The organism is Agromyces aurantiacus, assembly GCF_016907355.1.
GTDB classification, from domain to species: domain Bacteria; phylum Actinomycetota; class Actinomycetes; order Actinomycetales; family Microbacteriaceae; genus Agromyces; species Agromyces aurantiacus.
Genome location: NZ_JAFBBW010000001.1, coordinates 2,563,138 through 2,577,715, shown reverse-complemented (window position 1 = coordinate 2,577,715; position 14,578 = coordinate 2,563,138). Strand labels below are relative to the sequence as shown.

14 protein-coding genes and 1 tRNA gene are annotated in these 14,578 nt (G+C 70.5%); 12 read left to right on the top strand and 3 right to left on the bottom strand.

Features of this window, described 5'->3' with window-relative positions; all coding sequences use genetic code 11:
- Positions 1–172: 172 nt before the first annotated feature.
- The 6 genes from JOD46_RS12220 (at position 173) to clpX (ending at position 5,175) form a co-directional block, all read left to right on the top strand.
- Positions 173–247, top strand: a tRNA-Pro gene (locus JOD46_RS12220).
- A 51-nt stretch (positions 248–298) separates the two neighbouring features.
- Complete coding sequence (gene tig, locus JOD46_RS12215) at positions 299–1,765, top strand: trigger factor (protein ID WP_204394799.1); 1,467 nt, start codon at positions 299–301, stop codon at positions 1,763–1,765.
- A gap of 89 nt (positions 1,766–1,854) precedes the next feature.
- Positions 1,855–2,358 carry a tetratricopeptide repeat protein gene (locus JOD46_RS12210; protein ID WP_204394797.1) on the top strand — a complete coding sequence of 168 codons (504 nt, stop codon included), beginning with the start codon at positions 1,855–1,857 and terminating at the stop codon, positions 2,356–2,358.
- Positions 2,359–2,462: 104 nt separating this feature from the next.
- On the top strand, positions 2,463–3,068 hold the full coding sequence (locus tag JOD46_RS12205) for an ATP-dependent Clp protease proteolytic subunit (protein ID WP_204394796.1): 606 nt from the start codon (positions 2,463–2,465) through the stop codon (positions 3,066–3,068).
- Between the two features lie 16 nt (positions 3,069–3,084).
- Positions 3,085–3,756 carry an ATP-dependent Clp protease proteolytic subunit gene (locus tag JOD46_RS12200; RefSeq protein WP_204394794.1) on the top strand — a complete coding sequence of 224 codons (672 nt, stop codon included), beginning with the start codon at positions 3,085–3,087 and terminating at the stop codon, positions 3,754–3,756.
- A gap of 141 nt (positions 3,757–3,897) precedes the next feature.
- The gene (gene clpX / locus JOD46_RS12195) at positions 3,898–5,175 is read left to right on the top strand and encodes an ATP-dependent Clp protease ATP-binding subunit ClpX (protein WP_204394792.1); all 1,278 of its coding nucleotides are present in this window, start codon (positions 3,898–3,900) and stop codon (positions 5,173–5,175) included.
- 39 nt (positions 5,176–5,214) lie between these two features.
- Here the strand turns inward: clpX and JOD46_RS12190 are convergent, their stop codons facing one another.
- Both JOD46_RS12190 and sepH read right to left on the bottom strand, forming a co-directional pair.
- Positions 5,215–5,499 carry a hypothetical protein gene (locus tag JOD46_RS12190; RefSeq protein WP_204394790.1) on the bottom strand — a complete coding sequence of 95 codons (285 nt, stop codon included), beginning with the start codon at positions 5,497–5,499 and terminating at the stop codon, positions 5,215–5,217.
- Between the two features lie 94 nt (positions 5,500–5,593).
- Positions 5,594–6,703, bottom strand: a complete 1,110-nt coding sequence (gene sepH / locus JOD46_RS12185; RefSeq protein ID WP_204394788.1) for a septation protein SepH — start codon at positions 6,701–6,703, stop codon at positions 5,594–5,596.
- A 191-nt stretch (positions 6,704–6,894) separates the two neighbouring features.
- Here sepH and JOD46_RS12180 point away from each other — a divergent pair, with 191 nt between their 5' ends.
- Entirely contained in the window at positions 6,895–7,188 is a 294-nt protein-coding gene (locus JOD46_RS12180; protein ID WP_092669728.1) for a DUF4193 domain-containing protein, read from the top strand.
- Here the strand turns inward: JOD46_RS12180 and JOD46_RS12175 are convergent.
- On the bottom strand, positions 7,185–7,649 hold the full coding sequence (locus JOD46_RS12175) for a DUF3093 domain-containing protein (protein WP_204394786.1): 465 nt from the start codon (positions 7,647–7,649) through the stop codon (positions 7,185–7,187). The two genes, JOD46_RS12180 and JOD46_RS12175, sit on opposite strands and share 4 nt — an antisense overlap.
- Before the next feature lie 38 nt (positions 7,650–7,687).
- Between JOD46_RS12175 and dut the strand changes: the two genes are divergently transcribed.
- The 5 genes from dut (at position 7,688) to dxs (ending at position 14,577) form a co-directional block, all read left to right on the top strand.
- On the top strand, positions 7,688–8,146 hold the full coding sequence (gene dut, locus JOD46_RS12170) for a dUTP diphosphatase (RefSeq protein ID WP_204394784.1): 459 nt from the start codon (positions 7,688–7,690) through the stop codon (positions 8,144–8,146).
- Positions 8,143–8,763, top strand: a complete 621-nt coding sequence (locus JOD46_RS12165; RefSeq protein ID WP_204394782.1) for a DUF3710 domain-containing protein — start codon at positions 8,143–8,145, stop codon at positions 8,761–8,763. Before dut ends, JOD46_RS12165 begins: the two co-directional genes overlap by 4 nt.
- An 11-nt stretch (positions 8,764–8,774) precedes the next feature.
- Complete coding sequence (locus JOD46_RS12160; protein ID WP_204394780.1) at positions 8,775–9,527, top strand: DUF3159 domain-containing protein; 753 nt, start codon at positions 8,775–8,777, stop codon at positions 9,525–9,527.
- A gap of 157 nt (positions 9,528–9,684) precedes the next feature.
- On the top strand, positions 9,685–12,495 hold the full coding sequence (acnA, locus tag JOD46_RS12155) for an aconitate hydratase AcnA (RefSeq protein ID WP_307835023.1): 2,811 nt from the start codon (positions 9,685–9,687) through the stop codon (positions 12,493–12,495).
- A 135-nt stretch (positions 12,496–12,630) separates the two neighbouring features.
- Positions 12,631–14,577: a 1-deoxy-D-xylulose-5-phosphate synthase gene (dxs, locus tag JOD46_RS12150; RefSeq protein ID WP_204394778.1), complete on the top strand. Its 1,947-nt coding sequence runs from the start codon at positions 12,631–12,633 to the stop codon at positions 14,575–14,577.
- Position 14,578: the final 1 nt, after the last annotated feature.

Here is a 14,578-nt window from a genome sequence, read left to right as displayed (position 1 = left end):
CCGGCCGCCCGGATCGCGCTCTCCACACCCATCGTGTCATCCACAGCCCCGCCGCGGACGAGTGGGCGGCAGGGCGCGCGGCGGCGCGTGCAGTAGACTTTCCCGGGTCCATCCGCGCTTCGTCGTGCTCCGGCGCGCCGACACGCCGGACCGGCGAGTCAAGCCGGCGACTCGGGGCGTAGCTCAGCTTGGCTAGAGCGCCCGCTTTGGGAGCGGGAGGTCGCAGGTTCGAATCCTGTCGCCCCGACGAGTCGCATCGGCTCGACCACGTACTTCACACAACAGGAGAGACTTCCCCATGCCGACCACTTCGGTTGAGAAGCTGAGCCCGACGCGCGCCAAGCTCACCATCTCGGTGACGCCCGATGAGCTCAAGCCCAGCATCGCCCACGCCTACGAGCACATCGCCGAGCAGATCAACGTGCCCGGCTTCCGCAAGGGCAAGGTGCCTGCGCCCATCATCGACCAGCGGGTCGGCAAGGCCGCCGTGCTCGAGCACGCGGTCAACGAGGGCCTGGACGGCTTCTACCGTGCAGCGGTCGCCGAGCACGAGCTCCGCCCGCTCGGCCGCCCGTCGGCCGACATCGTCGAGTGGCCGAACGAGAAGGACTTCTCCGGCGACCTGCTCCTCGCGATCGAGGTCGACGTGCGCCCCGAGATCGAGCTGCCCGACTACGCGGGCCTCGAGCTCACCGTCGACTCGGTCGAGGTCGGCGACGACGAGGTGAGCGAGGAGCTCGAGCGCCTCCGCAGCCGCTTCGGCACGCTCATCACCGTCGACCGCCCCGCGAAGACCGGCGACTTCGTCACGCTCGACCTCGTCGCGACCATCGAGGGCGCCGAGGTCGACACCGCGAGCGGCGTGTCGTACGAGGTCGGCTCGGGCGAGCTGCTCGAGGGCATCGACGAGGCGATCGAGTCGCTGACGGCCGGCGAGACCACGACCTTCGAGTCGAAGCTGCTCGGCGGCGACCACCAGGGCGAGACCGCCGAGATCACCGTGACGATCACCGCCGTCAAGGAGCGCGAGCTCCCCGAGGCCGACGACGACTTCGCGCAGATCGCGAGCGAGTTCGACACGCTCGACGAGCTCACCGCGAGCCTGAAGGAGCAGGTCGCGAAGAACAAGTCGTTCGGTCAGGGCACGCAGGCCCGCGACCTCCTCGTGGACAAGCTCATGGAGCTCGTCGAGGTGCCCGTCGCCGACAGCGTGATCGAGGACGAGGTGCACCGCCACCTCGAGTCCGAGGGTCGCCTCGAGGACGACGAGCACCGTGCCGAGGTCACCGAGGCCAGCACGAAGGCGTTCAAGACGCAGATCATCCTCGACAAGATCGCCGAGACCGAGAAGGTCCAGGTCTCGCAGGAGGAGCTCACGCAGTACCTCGTCCAGGGCGCCGCGCAGTACGGCATGGACCCGAACGAGTTCGTGCAGATCCTCAGCCAGAACGGCCAGATCCCGGCCATGGTCGGCGAGGTCGCGCGCAACAAGGCGCTCGCCATCGCGCTCGGCAAGGCCACGGTGAAGGATGCCGCCGGCAACGCCGTCGACCTCTCCGAGTTCACCGCCGTCGCCGACGAGGCGGAAGGCGAGACCGACGAGGCCGCCGCGGAGGCGCCCGCCGAGGAGGCGGAGCCGGCGAAGAAGCGCTCGACCAAGAAGGCCGCCGAGGAGGCGCCCGCCGAGCAGGCCGCCGACGAGGCTCCGGCCGAGACGACGAAGCCGGCTCGCAAGCGCGCCGCCAAGAAGGCCGACGCCGAGTAGTCCGGCAGGTCATCACGATCGCGAGACGGGGTCGGGCACTCGTGCCCGGCCCCGTCCGTCGTCTCCGCGGGGATGGAGGAGGGAAGCCCATGGACGAGTGGCAGCGGCGTGTCGACGCCGTCTGGGAGGCGGCATCCGAGCTGGGGGAGCGGGCGGTGATCGAGCGCATCGACGCCCTGGCCGCCGAACTGCCCGCCGGCGATCCGCGCGGCCCGTTCGAGGCGGCGGGCGCCCGCGACGCGGCCGGCCTGGAGCAGGCCGCCGAGCCGCTCTACCGACGGGCGCTCGAGCTCGGCCTCGCCGGTCGCCCCCGCGTCGAGGCGCACATCCAGCTCGCCTCCACGCTCCGCAACCTCGGCCGCCCAGCGGAATCCCTCGCCGTGCTCGACGCCGTCCGCGACGAGGCCGGCGACCTCGCCGACGCGGTCGCGGCCTTCCGCGCGCTCGCGCTCGCCTCGTCGGGTGCGGCGGACGCCGCGGCATCCGTCGCCCTCATCGCGCTCGCGCCGCACCTCGCCCAGTACCGCCGCGCCGTCGACGCCTACGCCCGCGAGCTCGGCGACGGGGCGGCCGGAGTCGGGACCGGGGGCTGAACCGCGCCGCGGCGCAGCGGCATCCGCCGACGGCGAACAGCCCGGTTCGCGTGCGTTCCACCGGATAGATTCGTTGCAACGCCGAAGGAAACGGAGCGAAATCCATGGCCGAACCCTCACTGCAGCCCAGTGTGTTCGATCGACTGCTGAAGGACCGCATCATCTGGCTCGGCTCCGAGGTGCGCGACGACAACGCGAACGAGATCGCCGCGAAGCTGCTGCTCCTCGCCGCCGAGGACCCCAAGAAGGACATCTACCTCTACATCAACTCGCCCGGCGGCTCGATCACGGCGGGCATGGCCATCTACGACACGATGCAGTTCGTCCCGAACGACATCGTCACGGTCGGCATCGGCATGGCCGCGTCGATGGGGCAGCTCCTCCTCACCGCCGGCACGAAGGGCAAGCGGTACATCACGCCCAACGCGCGCGTGCTCCTGCACCAGCCGCACGGCGGCTTCGGCGGCACCGCGAGCGACATCCAGACGCAGGCGCAGCTGATCCTCGACATGAAGAAGCGCCTCGCCGAGATCACCGCGGCGCAGACGGGCAAGTCGGTCGAGCAGATCAACCGCGACGGCGACCGGGACCGCTGGTTCAACGCCCAGGAGGCGCTCGAGTACGGCTTCGTCGACCACATCCGCGAGTCGGCCCTCGACGTGTCCGGCGGCGGCGGCACCGCGCCCGGCACCGAGGACACCAAGGCCTGAGAAAGAGAGAATGCGAATGAACATCCCTTCGTTCGGCGGCGCCGCCTTCAACGGCATGCCGGCTCCGGGCTCGCGGTACATCCTGCCGAGCTTCGAGGAGCGCACCGCCTACGGCTACAAGCGCCAGGACCCGTACGCCAAGCTCTTCGAGGACCGCATCATCTTCCTCGGCGTGCAGGTCGACGACGCCTCGGCCGACGACATCATGGCGCAGCTGCTCGTGCTCGAGTCGATGGATCCCGACCGCGACATCATGATGTACATCAACTCGCCCGGTGGCTCGTTCACCGCGATGACGGCGATCTACGACACGATGCAGTACATCCGGCCGCAGATCCAAACCGTCGTGCTGGGCCAGGCGGCCTCGGCCGCGGCCGTGATCGCCGCCGCGGGCACCCCCGGCCGGCGCCTCGCGCTGCCGAACGCCCGCGTGCTGATCCACCAGCCGGCGATGGGCGAGGCCGGCCACGGCCAGGCGTCCGACATCGAGATCCAGGCCGCCGAGATCCTGCGCATGCGCACGTGGCTCGAGGAGACGCTCGCGCGGCATTCGAACCGCACGCTGGAGCAGGTCAACGCCGACATCGACCGCGACAAGATCCTCTCGGCCGAGGAGGCCCGCGAGTACGGCCTCATCGACCAGGTGCTGACCTCGCGCAAGACTCTGCCGGCGCTGGCCGCCCGGTAGCCACGGTGCCGATCGAGGGGCGGGTGCGGATGACGCATCCGCCCCTCGTTCGTCCCGTTTCCGCCAAACCGTGGCGGATCGGCCCCACCGGGCCCGCATCGGGCTAGGCTCGAAACAGATTTCGTTGCGAGGGAGGACGCGATGGCACGCATCGGGGAGAGTGCTGACCTCTTGAAGTGCTCCTTCTGCGGGAAGAGCCAGAAGCAGGTGCAGCAGCTCATCGCCGGTCCCGGCGTGTACATCTGCGACGAGTGCGTCGAGCTCTGCAACGAGATCATCGAGGAGCGCCTCGCCGAGGCGGGCGAACCCGAGTCGGGCGAGTTCGAGCTGCCCAAGCCGAAGGAGATCTTCGCGTTCCTCGAGGAGTACGTGATCGGCCAGGACGCGGCGAAGCGGGCGCTCGCGGTCGCCGTGTACAACCACTACAAGCGCGTGCGGGCGAAGGCCGCGATCACCGCCGCCGATCGCGCGCACGACGACGTCGAGATCGCGAAGTCGAACATCCTGCTGATCGGGCCCACGGGCTGCGGCAAGACCTACCTCGCGCAGACGCTCGCGAAGCAGCTCAACGTGCCGTTCGCGGTGGCGGATGCCACGGCACTGACCGAGGCGGGTTACGTCGGCGAGGATGTCGAGAACATCCTGCTCAAGCTCATCCAGGCCGCCGACTACGACGTCAAGCGCGCCGAGACCGGCATCATCTACATCGACGAGGTCGACAAGATCGCGCGCAAGGCCGAGAACCCGTCGATCACGCGCGACGTCTCGGGCGAGGGCGTGCAGCAGGCGCTGCTGAAGATCCTCGAGGGCACGGTCGCCTCCGTGCCGCCGCAGGGCGGGCGCAAGCACCCGCACCAGGAGTTCATCCAGATCGACACGACGAACGTGCTGTTCATCGTCGCCGGCGCGTTCGCCGGCCTGGAGGACATCATCTCCTCGCGCGCCGGCAAGCGCGGCATCGGCTTCGGCGCCCCGCTGCACTCGAAGCAGGACGAGGCCGAGCTCTTCAGCGAGGTCCTCCCGGAAGACCTGCACAAGTTCGGGCTCATCCCCGAGTTCATCGGCCGCCTGCCCGTGGTCGCGACGGTCACGCCGCTCGACCGCCAGGCGCTCATGGAGATCCTGACCGAGCCGAAGAACGCGCTGGTCCGCCAGTACCAGCGCATGTTCGAGCTCGACGGGGTGCAGCTCGACTTCGAGCACGCGGCGCTCGAGGCGATCGCCGACCTCGCGGTGCTGCGTCAGACCGGCGCCCGCGGCCTCCGCGCGATCATGGAGGAGGTCCTCGGGCCGATCATGTTCGAGGTGCCCTCGACCACCGGCGTGGCCCGTGTGGTCGTGACCAAGGAGACGGTCATCGACAACGCGGCGCCGACGATCGTCCCGGCCAAGCCGCGGCGCGCGGAGAAGTCCGCCTAGCGCAGCCCCCGGAACGCGCGGCATTGCGCGGCATCATCGTCAGTCGAAGACGCGCAGCACGTGCCAGTGACTGCCGTCGTGCCCGACGTCGAACACGTGCGTCTCGCCGTCGGCGGTGCTCGCCTGGAAGCGCCATCCGGTGATCGCCAGCGGTGGCCGCCCCGGCGCCACGTCGTGGCCGTCGAACGGGAGCCACCAGTCGGCCGGCCCGACGAGCGGGGTGGGCGTGTCGTCGACGCGGTACCGTCGCGCGCGCCACACGAGTCGCTCGGGTGCCCCGGACTCGGTGGTCCAGACCTCTGCGGGTTCGAGGGTGCGCGGCATCCGGACCTCCACGTGATTCGAAATTATGTTCGAATCGTAGCAGGGCGTGCTGACGCGAGCGAGGGGCGGATCGCGCCTCGGAGCGGTGGTCGGACTACGCCAGGTCGTCGTCGGTGCGCGCGCCGAAGACGATCTCGTCCCAGCTGGGCATGGCCGCGCGGCCCTTCTTCGAGCGCTGCGACTGGGACGACTTGCCACCGCCCCAGAGTGCGCGCGCCGCGGCGCCGGCCCGGCTCTCGGGCGAGTCGTCGGCGTCGGAGGCCGGCGCGGTCGCAGCCGTCGGGGTCGGCGACGCGACGATCGGTTCGGCCGGGGCGTCGGCGCGCACCTGCGCGGGGGCGACCGGCGAGGGCGGCGACATCCGCTCGCCCGCACTCGCCTCGCGTTCGCCGCGCCGGCGACGCAGGGCCTCGAGGAGGTCGGCCGTCTCCCCGCTCGGCGGAGCGGGCTCGTCGGCCCGCTTGATCGCGGCGCGCGCGACGGCGGGGCTCGAGGCGGGGGCGGGCGCCCGCGGCCCGATGAGCTCGGGCTGCGGCGCGGTGTCGTCGTCGGCGCCGTCGGGCGAGTCGAATGTGAAGGCCCCGCTGTCGAAGCGCGAGTGCTCCTCCTCGGCCGCGACGGCGCGCAGGCGGGGGATCATGCCCGAGCGGGCCTCGCCATGCTTCGAAAGGGTCACCGCGTCGGAGTTCTGCGGGTGCAGCGCCTGCTTGCGCGGCTCGAAGGACCAGCGGGCGTCATGGTCGATGCCGTCCGCCGTGAACTCGAGCTTGACCATCCAGCCGCGCTCGGCGTCCTTCCAGCTCGCCCACCGCTCACCGTGCGCGCCGAGGTGCGCGAGCCGCTCGCGGATCATCGAGCCGAAGGACGCGGGTTCGTCGCCGTCGCCCGCGTCGCCGGCGTGCACCGGCACCGCGAGCGCCGAGGTGATCACGTGCTCGCGCTCGGCGATGACCGGACCCTCGAAGCGCCGGATGTACTCCACGGAGGCGCCCGTGAGCTCGGCGACCTCTTCAGCGGACAGGCCGGACCTGATGTGCGCCTGCACTTCTCGCGGCGAGAGCTTGGGCCCGGACTCCGCGGCCGGGGCCGCATGCCTGATGCGCGACTGCAGCACCTCGTCGATCTCGATCCGGAATCGCGCGCCGTCATCCGAGGCGGCGACGAGGGCGCCGTTCTCGACACCGATCACCTTCAGTTCCTGCATCGCGACAAGCCCTTCCGTGCCTTCGTCTCCGCCCAAGGATGCCACGGCCCGGCGGCGGCCCCCGGGAATACGGCGGGCGTGCCGGAAGTTGTGCATTCCACCGGATCGGGGCCCTGCAAGTGGTTTGCTTACGCCATTGATTTGATGCAGACTATGGCCGCCGAATCCTCGGCACCGAAAAAAGGATGGGAATGGCAACGGATTACGACGCGCCGCGGAAGACCGAAGACGACTCCGAGTCGATCGAGGCCCTCAAGGAGCGCGTGCCCGACAAGATGTCGGGTGTGGTCGACGTCGAGGACGCCGACAACCCCGGCAGCTTCGACCTCGCGGGTGCCGACCTGTCCGACGTGGAACTCGACGTGGTCGTGCTCCCGCCGCAGGCCGACGAGTTCACCTGCGTGAACTGCTTCCTCGTGAAGCACCGTTCGCAGATCGACCACGAGACCAAGCTCGGGCCGATCTGCCTGGAGTGCGCCGCCTAGGCCTGCTCCCCTTCGACGTCTGGCCGTCGCGATCCGTTGATCGCGGCGGCCAATTCGTCTGCCCGGCGCGTGGAGACGAGCCAGTACGGCGCCGGGTCGGCCGGATCCTCGATGGGCACGCGGACGACGTCGCGGATCCAGCCGCGGATGACGAGGAACGCCCGCGCATCGAGCCCCGTGCCGCGCTCGATCCGCGCCGCGTCGCCGAGTGCGGCGACCGCCGTGCCGGTCACCTCGAGGGGGACCTCGGCGCGGCCCGCCCGGAACCGGCCTCCGGAGACCTCGATCACGGGCGCCGTGAGGGTGAGCGAGCCGACCAGCGCGGCGTAGAGGACGATGCCCGTGACGATCCCGGCCGGCAACGACACCGGCGCGAGCACCAGGATGCTGGCGGGGATCAGCAGCAGGCTCGAGACGTAGATCCAGGGCGTCGGCCACAGCCGTTCGCGGTATTCGGGCATGGGTCTATCAGACCAGACTTCTGCACTACCCTCGAACGGTGACCGATTCCGTCGATGTGCTGATCACGGCCGACCGCCTCCCCGTCTACGCCCATCCGGGCGACGCGGGCGCCGACCTCCACGCCGCCGAGGCGGTCGTGCTGGAGCCGGGAGAGCGTGCCACGGTCGGCACGGGCGTCGCGATCGCGCTGCCCGACGGATACGTCGCGTTCGTCGTCCCGCGCTCCGGGCTCGCCTTCAAGCACGGCATCACGATCGTGAACGCGCCGGGCACCGTCGACGCCGGCTACCGCGGCGAGATCAAGGTCTCGCTGCTGAACACCGATGCACGCGAGGCGTACCGCATCGAGGCGGGCGACCGGATCGCGCAGCTCGTGGTGATGCCGGTGAGCCGCGCGCGGTTCGTCGAGGTCGAGCGGCTGCCCGGCAGCCTGCGCGGCGAGGGGGGATTCGGGTCCACCGGTTTCGGGGCACACCAGTCAGGAGCACACGCGTGAGCGACATCGAGAACATCGACGACCAGCCGGTCGACCACCCCAAGTCGGCACCGGCCGACCGGGCCGCCAACGGCCCGCTGGACGAGTCCGAGGCGAACCCGGTCCGGCCCTACGTCGACCTCGGCGGCGTGAAGGTGCTGCCCCGCGAGGGCCTCCACCTGCGGCTCGAGGTCGAGGAGGGCACGAAGCGGGTCGTGGCCGTCGGGCTCGATTACGCGAACTCCACGCTGCAGGTGCAGCCCTTCGCCGCGCCGCGGTCGAGCGGCCTGTGGCATGAGATCCGCGACCAGATCGCCGACCAGATCGCGCGCCAGGGCGGCACGACGACCGTGCGCGAGGGTTCCTTCGGTCCCGAGCTGCTCGCTCAGATCCCGGTGACGACGGCCGAGGGGCAGACCGGGCAGGTGCGCCTCGCGCGCTTCATCGGGGTCGACGGGCCGCGCTGGTTCCTGCGCGGCGTGATCGCGGGCGAGGCGGCGACCGATCCGGCGGCCGCGGCCAAGGTCGAGGACCTCTTCCGCTCGATCGTCGTCGTCCGTGGCAGCACGCCGATGCCGCCGCGCGACCTCATCCCGCTGCGGATGCCGGCCCCGGCGCCCGGCGCTCCGACCGCGTGAGCGAGGACCGCGTGAGCGACGACCGCCCGGAGGCGCGCGACGAGCCGGTCGATCCCGGCGAGCCGCGCGAGCCCGAGGCCGTCGACGAGGTCGGGCGCTCGCTCGCTGCGGCGGCCGAGCGCTCGGGCCTCGGCCGCATCGCGCGCGACGAGACCCTCACGCCCGCCGACCTCGTGGGCGCACTGGGCGGCATCCGGGGGCTCGCGGAGGCCATCCTGCCCGGCCTCGTGTTCCTCATCGTCTACACCTTCACGCGCGAGCTCGTCTGGGCGCTCGCGGCCTCGGTGGGCCTGGCGATCGTCTTCACGATCGCGCGCCTGGCCACCCGCAGCCAGCCGACGCAGGCGATCGCCGGACTCGTGGGCGTCGCGGCATCCGCGGCCCTCTCGCTCTGGACCGGCCGCGCCGAGGACAACTACGTCATCGGGTTCTACACGAACGCGGCGTACGCGATCGCGCTCCTGGTGTCGCTGCTCGTGCGCTGGCCCCTCGTCGGGCTCGTCGTCGGGTTCCTGATGGGGGATGGCACGGCCTGGCGCGGGCGCAAGCGCACCTATCGGGCGATGCAGTTCCTCACGCTCGTCTGGTTCGGGATGTTCGTCGCCCGGCTCGTGGTGCAGCTGCCCTTCTACTTCGCCGGCAACGTCGAGGCGCTGGGCGCCACGCGCCTGCTCATGGGCGTGCCGCTGTACGCGCTCCTGCTCGTGTTCTCGTGGCTCGTCGTCCGCGCCGTGTACCCGTCGAAGACTCCCGCCGCCGAGTGATACAGTTATCTCGATATCGAGATAAATCACGGGTGCCGGCGCGAGCCTGTCGGCGTGCGACGGGGTTGGGCTAGCCTTGCTGGGGCGGGCCCGGCAGCCACGGCCGCATCCGGCCCACGAACGTCGCGACGGCGGCATCCGCGAAGGAGAGGACATCGTGTCTGCAGTGAACAGTTTCGGGGCGAAGGACACGCTCCAGGTCGGTGACAAGTCCTACGAGATCTTCCGCGTCGACACGGTGCCCGGGTACGACAAGCTCCCCTTCAGCCTGAAGGTGCTGCTCGAGAACCTGCTGCGCACCGAGGACGGCGCGAACGTCACCAAGGAGCAGATCGAGGCGCTCGGCTCGTGGGTGCCCACCGCCGAGCCCGACACCGAGATCCAGTTCACGCCCGCGCGCGTGGTCATGCAGGACTTCACCGGCGTGCCCTGCATCGTCGACCTCGCGACCATGCGCGAGGCGGTGGTCGCGCTCGGCGGCGACCCCGCCAAGATCAACCCGCTCTCGCCGGCCGAGATGGTCATCGACCACTCGGTCATCGCCGACCTGTTCGGCACCGAGAACGCGCTCGAGCGCAACGTCGAGATCGAGTACGAGCGCAACGGCGAGCGCTACCAGTTCCTGCGCTGGGGCCAGACCGCCTTCGACGACTTCAAGGTCGTGCCCCCGGGCACGGGCATCGTGCACCAGGTCAACATCGAGCACCTCGCGAAGGTCATCTACCACCGCGACGTGGACGGCGTCACGCGCGCCTACCCCGACACGTGCGTCGGCACCGACTCGCACACCACGATGGTCAACGGCCTCGGCGTGCTCGGCTGGGGCGTGGGCGGCATCGAGGCCGAGGCCGCGATGCTCGGCCAGCCCGTCTCGATGCTCATCCCCAAGGTCGTCGGCTTCAAGCTCTCGGGCGAGATCCCCACGGGCGTGACCGCGACCGACGTCGTGCTCACCATCACCGACATGCTCCGCAAGCACGGCGTGGTCGGCAAGTTCGTCGAGTTCTACGGCTCGGGCGTGGCCTCCGTGCCGCTCGCCAACCGCGCGACCATCGGCAACATGAGCCCCGAGTTCGGCTCGACCGCCGCGATCTTCCCGATCGATGAGGTCACGCTCGACTACCTGCGTCTCACGGGCCGCAGCGAGGAGCAGATCGCCCTCGTCGAGGCGTACTCGAAGGTCCAGAAGCTCTGGCACGACGCCGACAACGAGCCGGTGTTCTCCGAGTACCTCGAGCTCGACCTCTCCACGGTCGTCCCGTCGATCGCCGGCCCGAAGCGCCCGCAGGACCGCATCGTCCTCTCCGACGCCAAGTCGCAGTTCGAGAAGGACCTGACGAACTACGCCGATGTCGAGCACGACCTCGTCGACCTCGAGGTCGCCGAGTCGTTCCCGGCCTCCGACCCGCCCGGCAACACGCCGGAGGACGAGCACAGCCACCACGTGCACGTCCACCGCTCGCACGCCCCGAAGACGGCCTCCAAGCCGACCCCGGTGCAGACGGCGGATGGCGCGAACTACACGCTCGACCACGGCGCGGTGACCATCGCGGCGATCACCTCGTGCACGAACACCTCCAACCCGTCGGTCATGCTCGCCGCCGGCCTCCTCGCCCGCAACGCGGTCAAGAAGGGCCTCAAGGCCAAGCCGTGGGTGAAGACGACCCTCGCGCCGGGATCGAAGGTCGTCACCGAGTACTACGAGAAGGCCGGCCTCACGAAGGACCTCGAGGACCTCGGCTTCTACACCGTCGGCTACGGCTGCACGACGTGCATCGGCAACTCGGGCCCCCTCATCGAGGAGGTCTCGGCCGCCGTGCAGCAGAACGACCTCGCCGTCACCGCGGTGCTCTCGGGCAACCGCAACTTCGAGGGCCGGATCAACCCCGACGTGAAGATGAACTACCTCGCGAGCCCGCCGCTCGTGATCGCGTACTCGCTCGCCGGATCGATGAACTTCGACTTCGAGACCGACCCGCTCGGCACCGACCGCGACGGCAACGACGTCTACCTCAAGGACATCTGGCCCGACGCCGCCGAGGTGCAGAAGACCATCGACGAGTCGATCAACGAGGAGATGTTCACGCGCCAGTACGCGAGCGTCTTCGAGGGCGACGATCGGTGGCGCAACCTGCCGACCCCCACGGGCGCCACCTTCGAGTGGGACGCCGAGTCGACCTACGTGCGCCGTCCTCCGTACTTCGAGGGCATGACGCTCGAGACCACGCCGGTCTCCGACATCACGGGCGCCCGCGTGCTCGCGAAGCTCGGCGACTCGGTCACGACCGACCACATCTCGCCGGCCGGCTCGATCAAGGCCGACAGCCCCGCGGGCCAGTACCTCACCGAGCACGGCGTCGACCGCAAGGACTTCAACTCCTACGGCTCGCGTCGCGGCAACCACGAGGTCATGATCCGCGGCACGTTCGCGAACATCCGCCTGAAGAACCAGCTGCTCGACGGCGTCGAGGGCGGGTACACGCGCGACTTCACGAAGCCCGAGGGTCCGCAGTCCTTCATCTACGACGCCTCGATGAACTACCAGGCGCAGGGCACCCCGCTCGTGATCTTCGGCGGCAAGGAGTACGGCTCGGGCTCGAGCCGCGACTGGGCGGCCAAGGGCACCAACCTGCTCGGCGTGAAGGCCGTCATCACCGAGAGCTTCGAGCGCATCCACCGCTCGAACCTCATCGGCATGGGCGTCGTGCCGCTGCAGTTCCCGGCGGGCGAGACGGCCGACTCGCTCGGCCTCGACGGCACCGAGATCGTCTCGATCACGGGCCTCGAGCAGCTGAACGACGGCGTCACGCCGAAGACCGTCCACGTGGTCGCCGAGCCGAGCGAGCACTCGCCGGCCGGCAAGCCGACGGTCGAGTTCGACGCCGTCGTCCGCATCGACACGCCCGGTGAGGCCGACTACTACCGCAACGGCGGCATCCTGCAGTACGTGCTGCGCAGCCTCGTCTGACGCGCCGCACCGATCCGGGGGCGGCGGGCTTCGGCCCGCCGCCCCCGATCTCTGCCGGGGCTCCCAGCTGCCCCGGCGTACACTCGAACGAAACCGTGGCACTCCCGCCGCCCACAGCTCCGGAAGGCACGACGCATGAGGCTGCTCGACACGATCCGCGGACCCCGCGACCTCGACGCGCTCACCCAGGACCAGCTCGACGAACTCGCCCGCGAGATCCGCGAGGTGCTCGTCTCCGGCGTGTCCAAGACGGGCGGCCACCTCGGTCCCAACCTCGGCGTCGTCGAGCTCACCATCGCCATCCACCGCGTCTTCGATTCGCCCCGCGACCCGATCATCTTCGATACGGGCCACCAGTCGTACGTGCACAAGCTCTTGACGGGCCGGCAGGACCTCTCCACGCTGCGCCAGACCGGCGGCATGGCCGGCTACCCGCAGCGCTCCGAGTCGGTGCACGACGTCGTCGAGAGCTCGCACGCCTCCAGCTCGCTCTCGTGGGCCGACGGCATCTCCAAGGCGTTCGAGATGACCGGGCAGGGCGACCGCCATGTGGTCGCGGTCGTCGGCGACGGCGCCCTCACGGGCGGCATGACGTGGGAGGCGCTGAACAACATCTCCGACGACAACACGCGCAACCTCGTGGTCGTCGTGAACGACAACGGCCGCTCCTATGCACCGACCATCGGCGGCATGGCGCGGTTCCTCAACTCGGTGCGCACGAAGCAGTCGTACCGCACGCTGCACCTGCGCAGCCGCAGCGCCTTCGACAAGCTCGGCTCGCCGGGCCGCGCGATCTACCGCGGCGTCCGGGGCGGCCTGCACGGCTTCCTCAGCCGGTTCAGCGGCAACGAGGCGCTCTACTCCAACCTCGACATCAAGTACATCGGCCCCATCGACGGCCACGACGAACGCGCCGTCGAGGAGGCGCTGCGCCAGGCCAAGTCGTACGGCGCCCCGGTGATCGTGCACACGATCACCGAGAAGGGCCGCGGCTACGAGCCGGCCCGACGCGACGTGGCCGACCAGTTCCACGCCGTCGGCCAGATCGACCCCGAGACCGGCGAGTCGATGGAGAAGGCCTCCGCGCCGTCCTGGACCGGCGTGTTCGCCGACGAGCTCGTGAGCCTCGCCGAGCGAGACGAGCGACTCGTGGGCATCACGGCGGCCATGCTCCGGCCGACCGGCCTGCACCGGATGGCCGAGCGGTTCCCGGCCCGGGTCTTCGACGTCGGCATCGCCGAGCAGCACGCCGCGACCTCGGCCGCCGGCCTCGCGTTCGGTGGCCTGCACCCCGTCGTGGCGATCTACGCGACGTTCATCAACCGGGCGTTCGACCAGGTGCTGATGGATGTCGCGCTGCACAAGGCCGGCGTGACCTTCGTGCTCGACCGGGCCGGCGTCACCGGCCCCGACGGCCCGAGCCACCACGGCGTGTGGGACCTCTCGATCCTGCAGGTCGTCCCCGGCATCCGCATCGCGGCACCGCGCGACTCGGTGCGCCTGGCCGAGGAGCTCGGCGAGGCGGTCCGGGTCGACGACGGCCCCACCGTGCTGCGCTTCCCGAAGGGGACGGTCGGCACCGAGTACGATTCGGTGCGCCGGACCGACGACGGCGTCGACGTGCTCCTCGAGTCGGAGCGCAAGGACGTGCTCATCGTCACGGTCGGTCCGATGGCCGGCATCGGTCTCGACGTCGCGCAGCGGCTCGAGGCGCAGGGGATCGGGGCGACCGTGGTCGACCCGCGCTGGGTCGTGCCGGTGCCCGAGAGCGTCGTGCGCCTCGCGGCCGAGTACCGCATCGTGGTGAGCATCGAGGACGGCATCCGCGTCGGCGGCATCGGCACGCGCATCCGCCAGGACCTGCGCGAGGCCGGCGTCGACACCGCGGTGACCGAGGTGGGCCTGCCCGACGAGTTCCTCGACCACGGCTCGCGCGGCGACATCCTCGAGCGGGTCGGGCTGACGCCCCAGCACATCGCGCGCGACGTCACCGGGATGGTGCTCGGCAGCAAGCTGCCGCACGCGCGCGGGGCGGGCCTGGAGCCGGTGTCGAGCGACACGGGCTCGCAGCCCCGCGTCTGAC

What these genes read in the sequence shown, in the direction of transcription:
- JOD46_RS12210 (WP_204394797.1), top strand. Translation starts at nt 1,855, where the DNA reads ATGGACGAGTGGCAGCGGCGTGTCGACGCCGTCTGGGAGGCGGCATCC.
- JOD46_RS12180 (WP_092669728.1), top strand. Translation starts at nt 6,895, where the DNA reads ATGGCAACGGATTACGACGCGCCGCGGAAGACCGAAGACGACTCCGAG.
- dxs (WP_204394778.1), top strand. Translation starts at nt 12,631, where the DNA reads ATGAGGCTGCTCGACACGATCCGCGGACCCCGCGACCTCGACGCGCTC.
- sepH (WP_204394788.1), bottom strand. Translation starts at nt 6,703, where the DNA reads ATGCAGGAACTGAAGGTGATCGGTGTCGAGAACGGCGCCCTCGTCGCC.
- JOD46_RS12205 (WP_204394796.1), top strand. Translation starts at nt 2,463, where the DNA reads ATGGCCGAACCCTCACTGCAGCCCAGTGTGTTCGATCGACTGCTGAAG.
- JOD46_RS12200 (WP_204394794.1), top strand. Translation starts at nt 3,085, where the DNA reads ATGAACATCCCTTCGTTCGGCGGCGCCGCCTTCAACGGCATGCCGGCT.
- JOD46_RS12190 (WP_204394790.1), bottom strand. Translation starts at nt 5,499, where the DNA reads ATGCCGCGCACCCTCGAACCCGCAGAGGTCTGGACCACCGAGTCCGGG.
- JOD46_RS12175 (WP_204394786.1), bottom strand. Translation starts at nt 7,649, where the DNA reads ATGCCCGAATACCGCGAACGGCTGTGGCCGACGCCCTGGATCTACGTC.
- clpX (WP_204394792.1), top strand. Translation starts at nt 3,898, where the DNA reads ATGGCACGCATCGGGGAGAGTGCTGACCTCTTGAAGTGCTCCTTCTGC.
- tig (WP_204394799.1), top strand. Translation starts at nt 299, where the DNA reads ATGCCGACCACTTCGGTTGAGAAGCTGAGCCCGACGCGCGCCAAGCTC.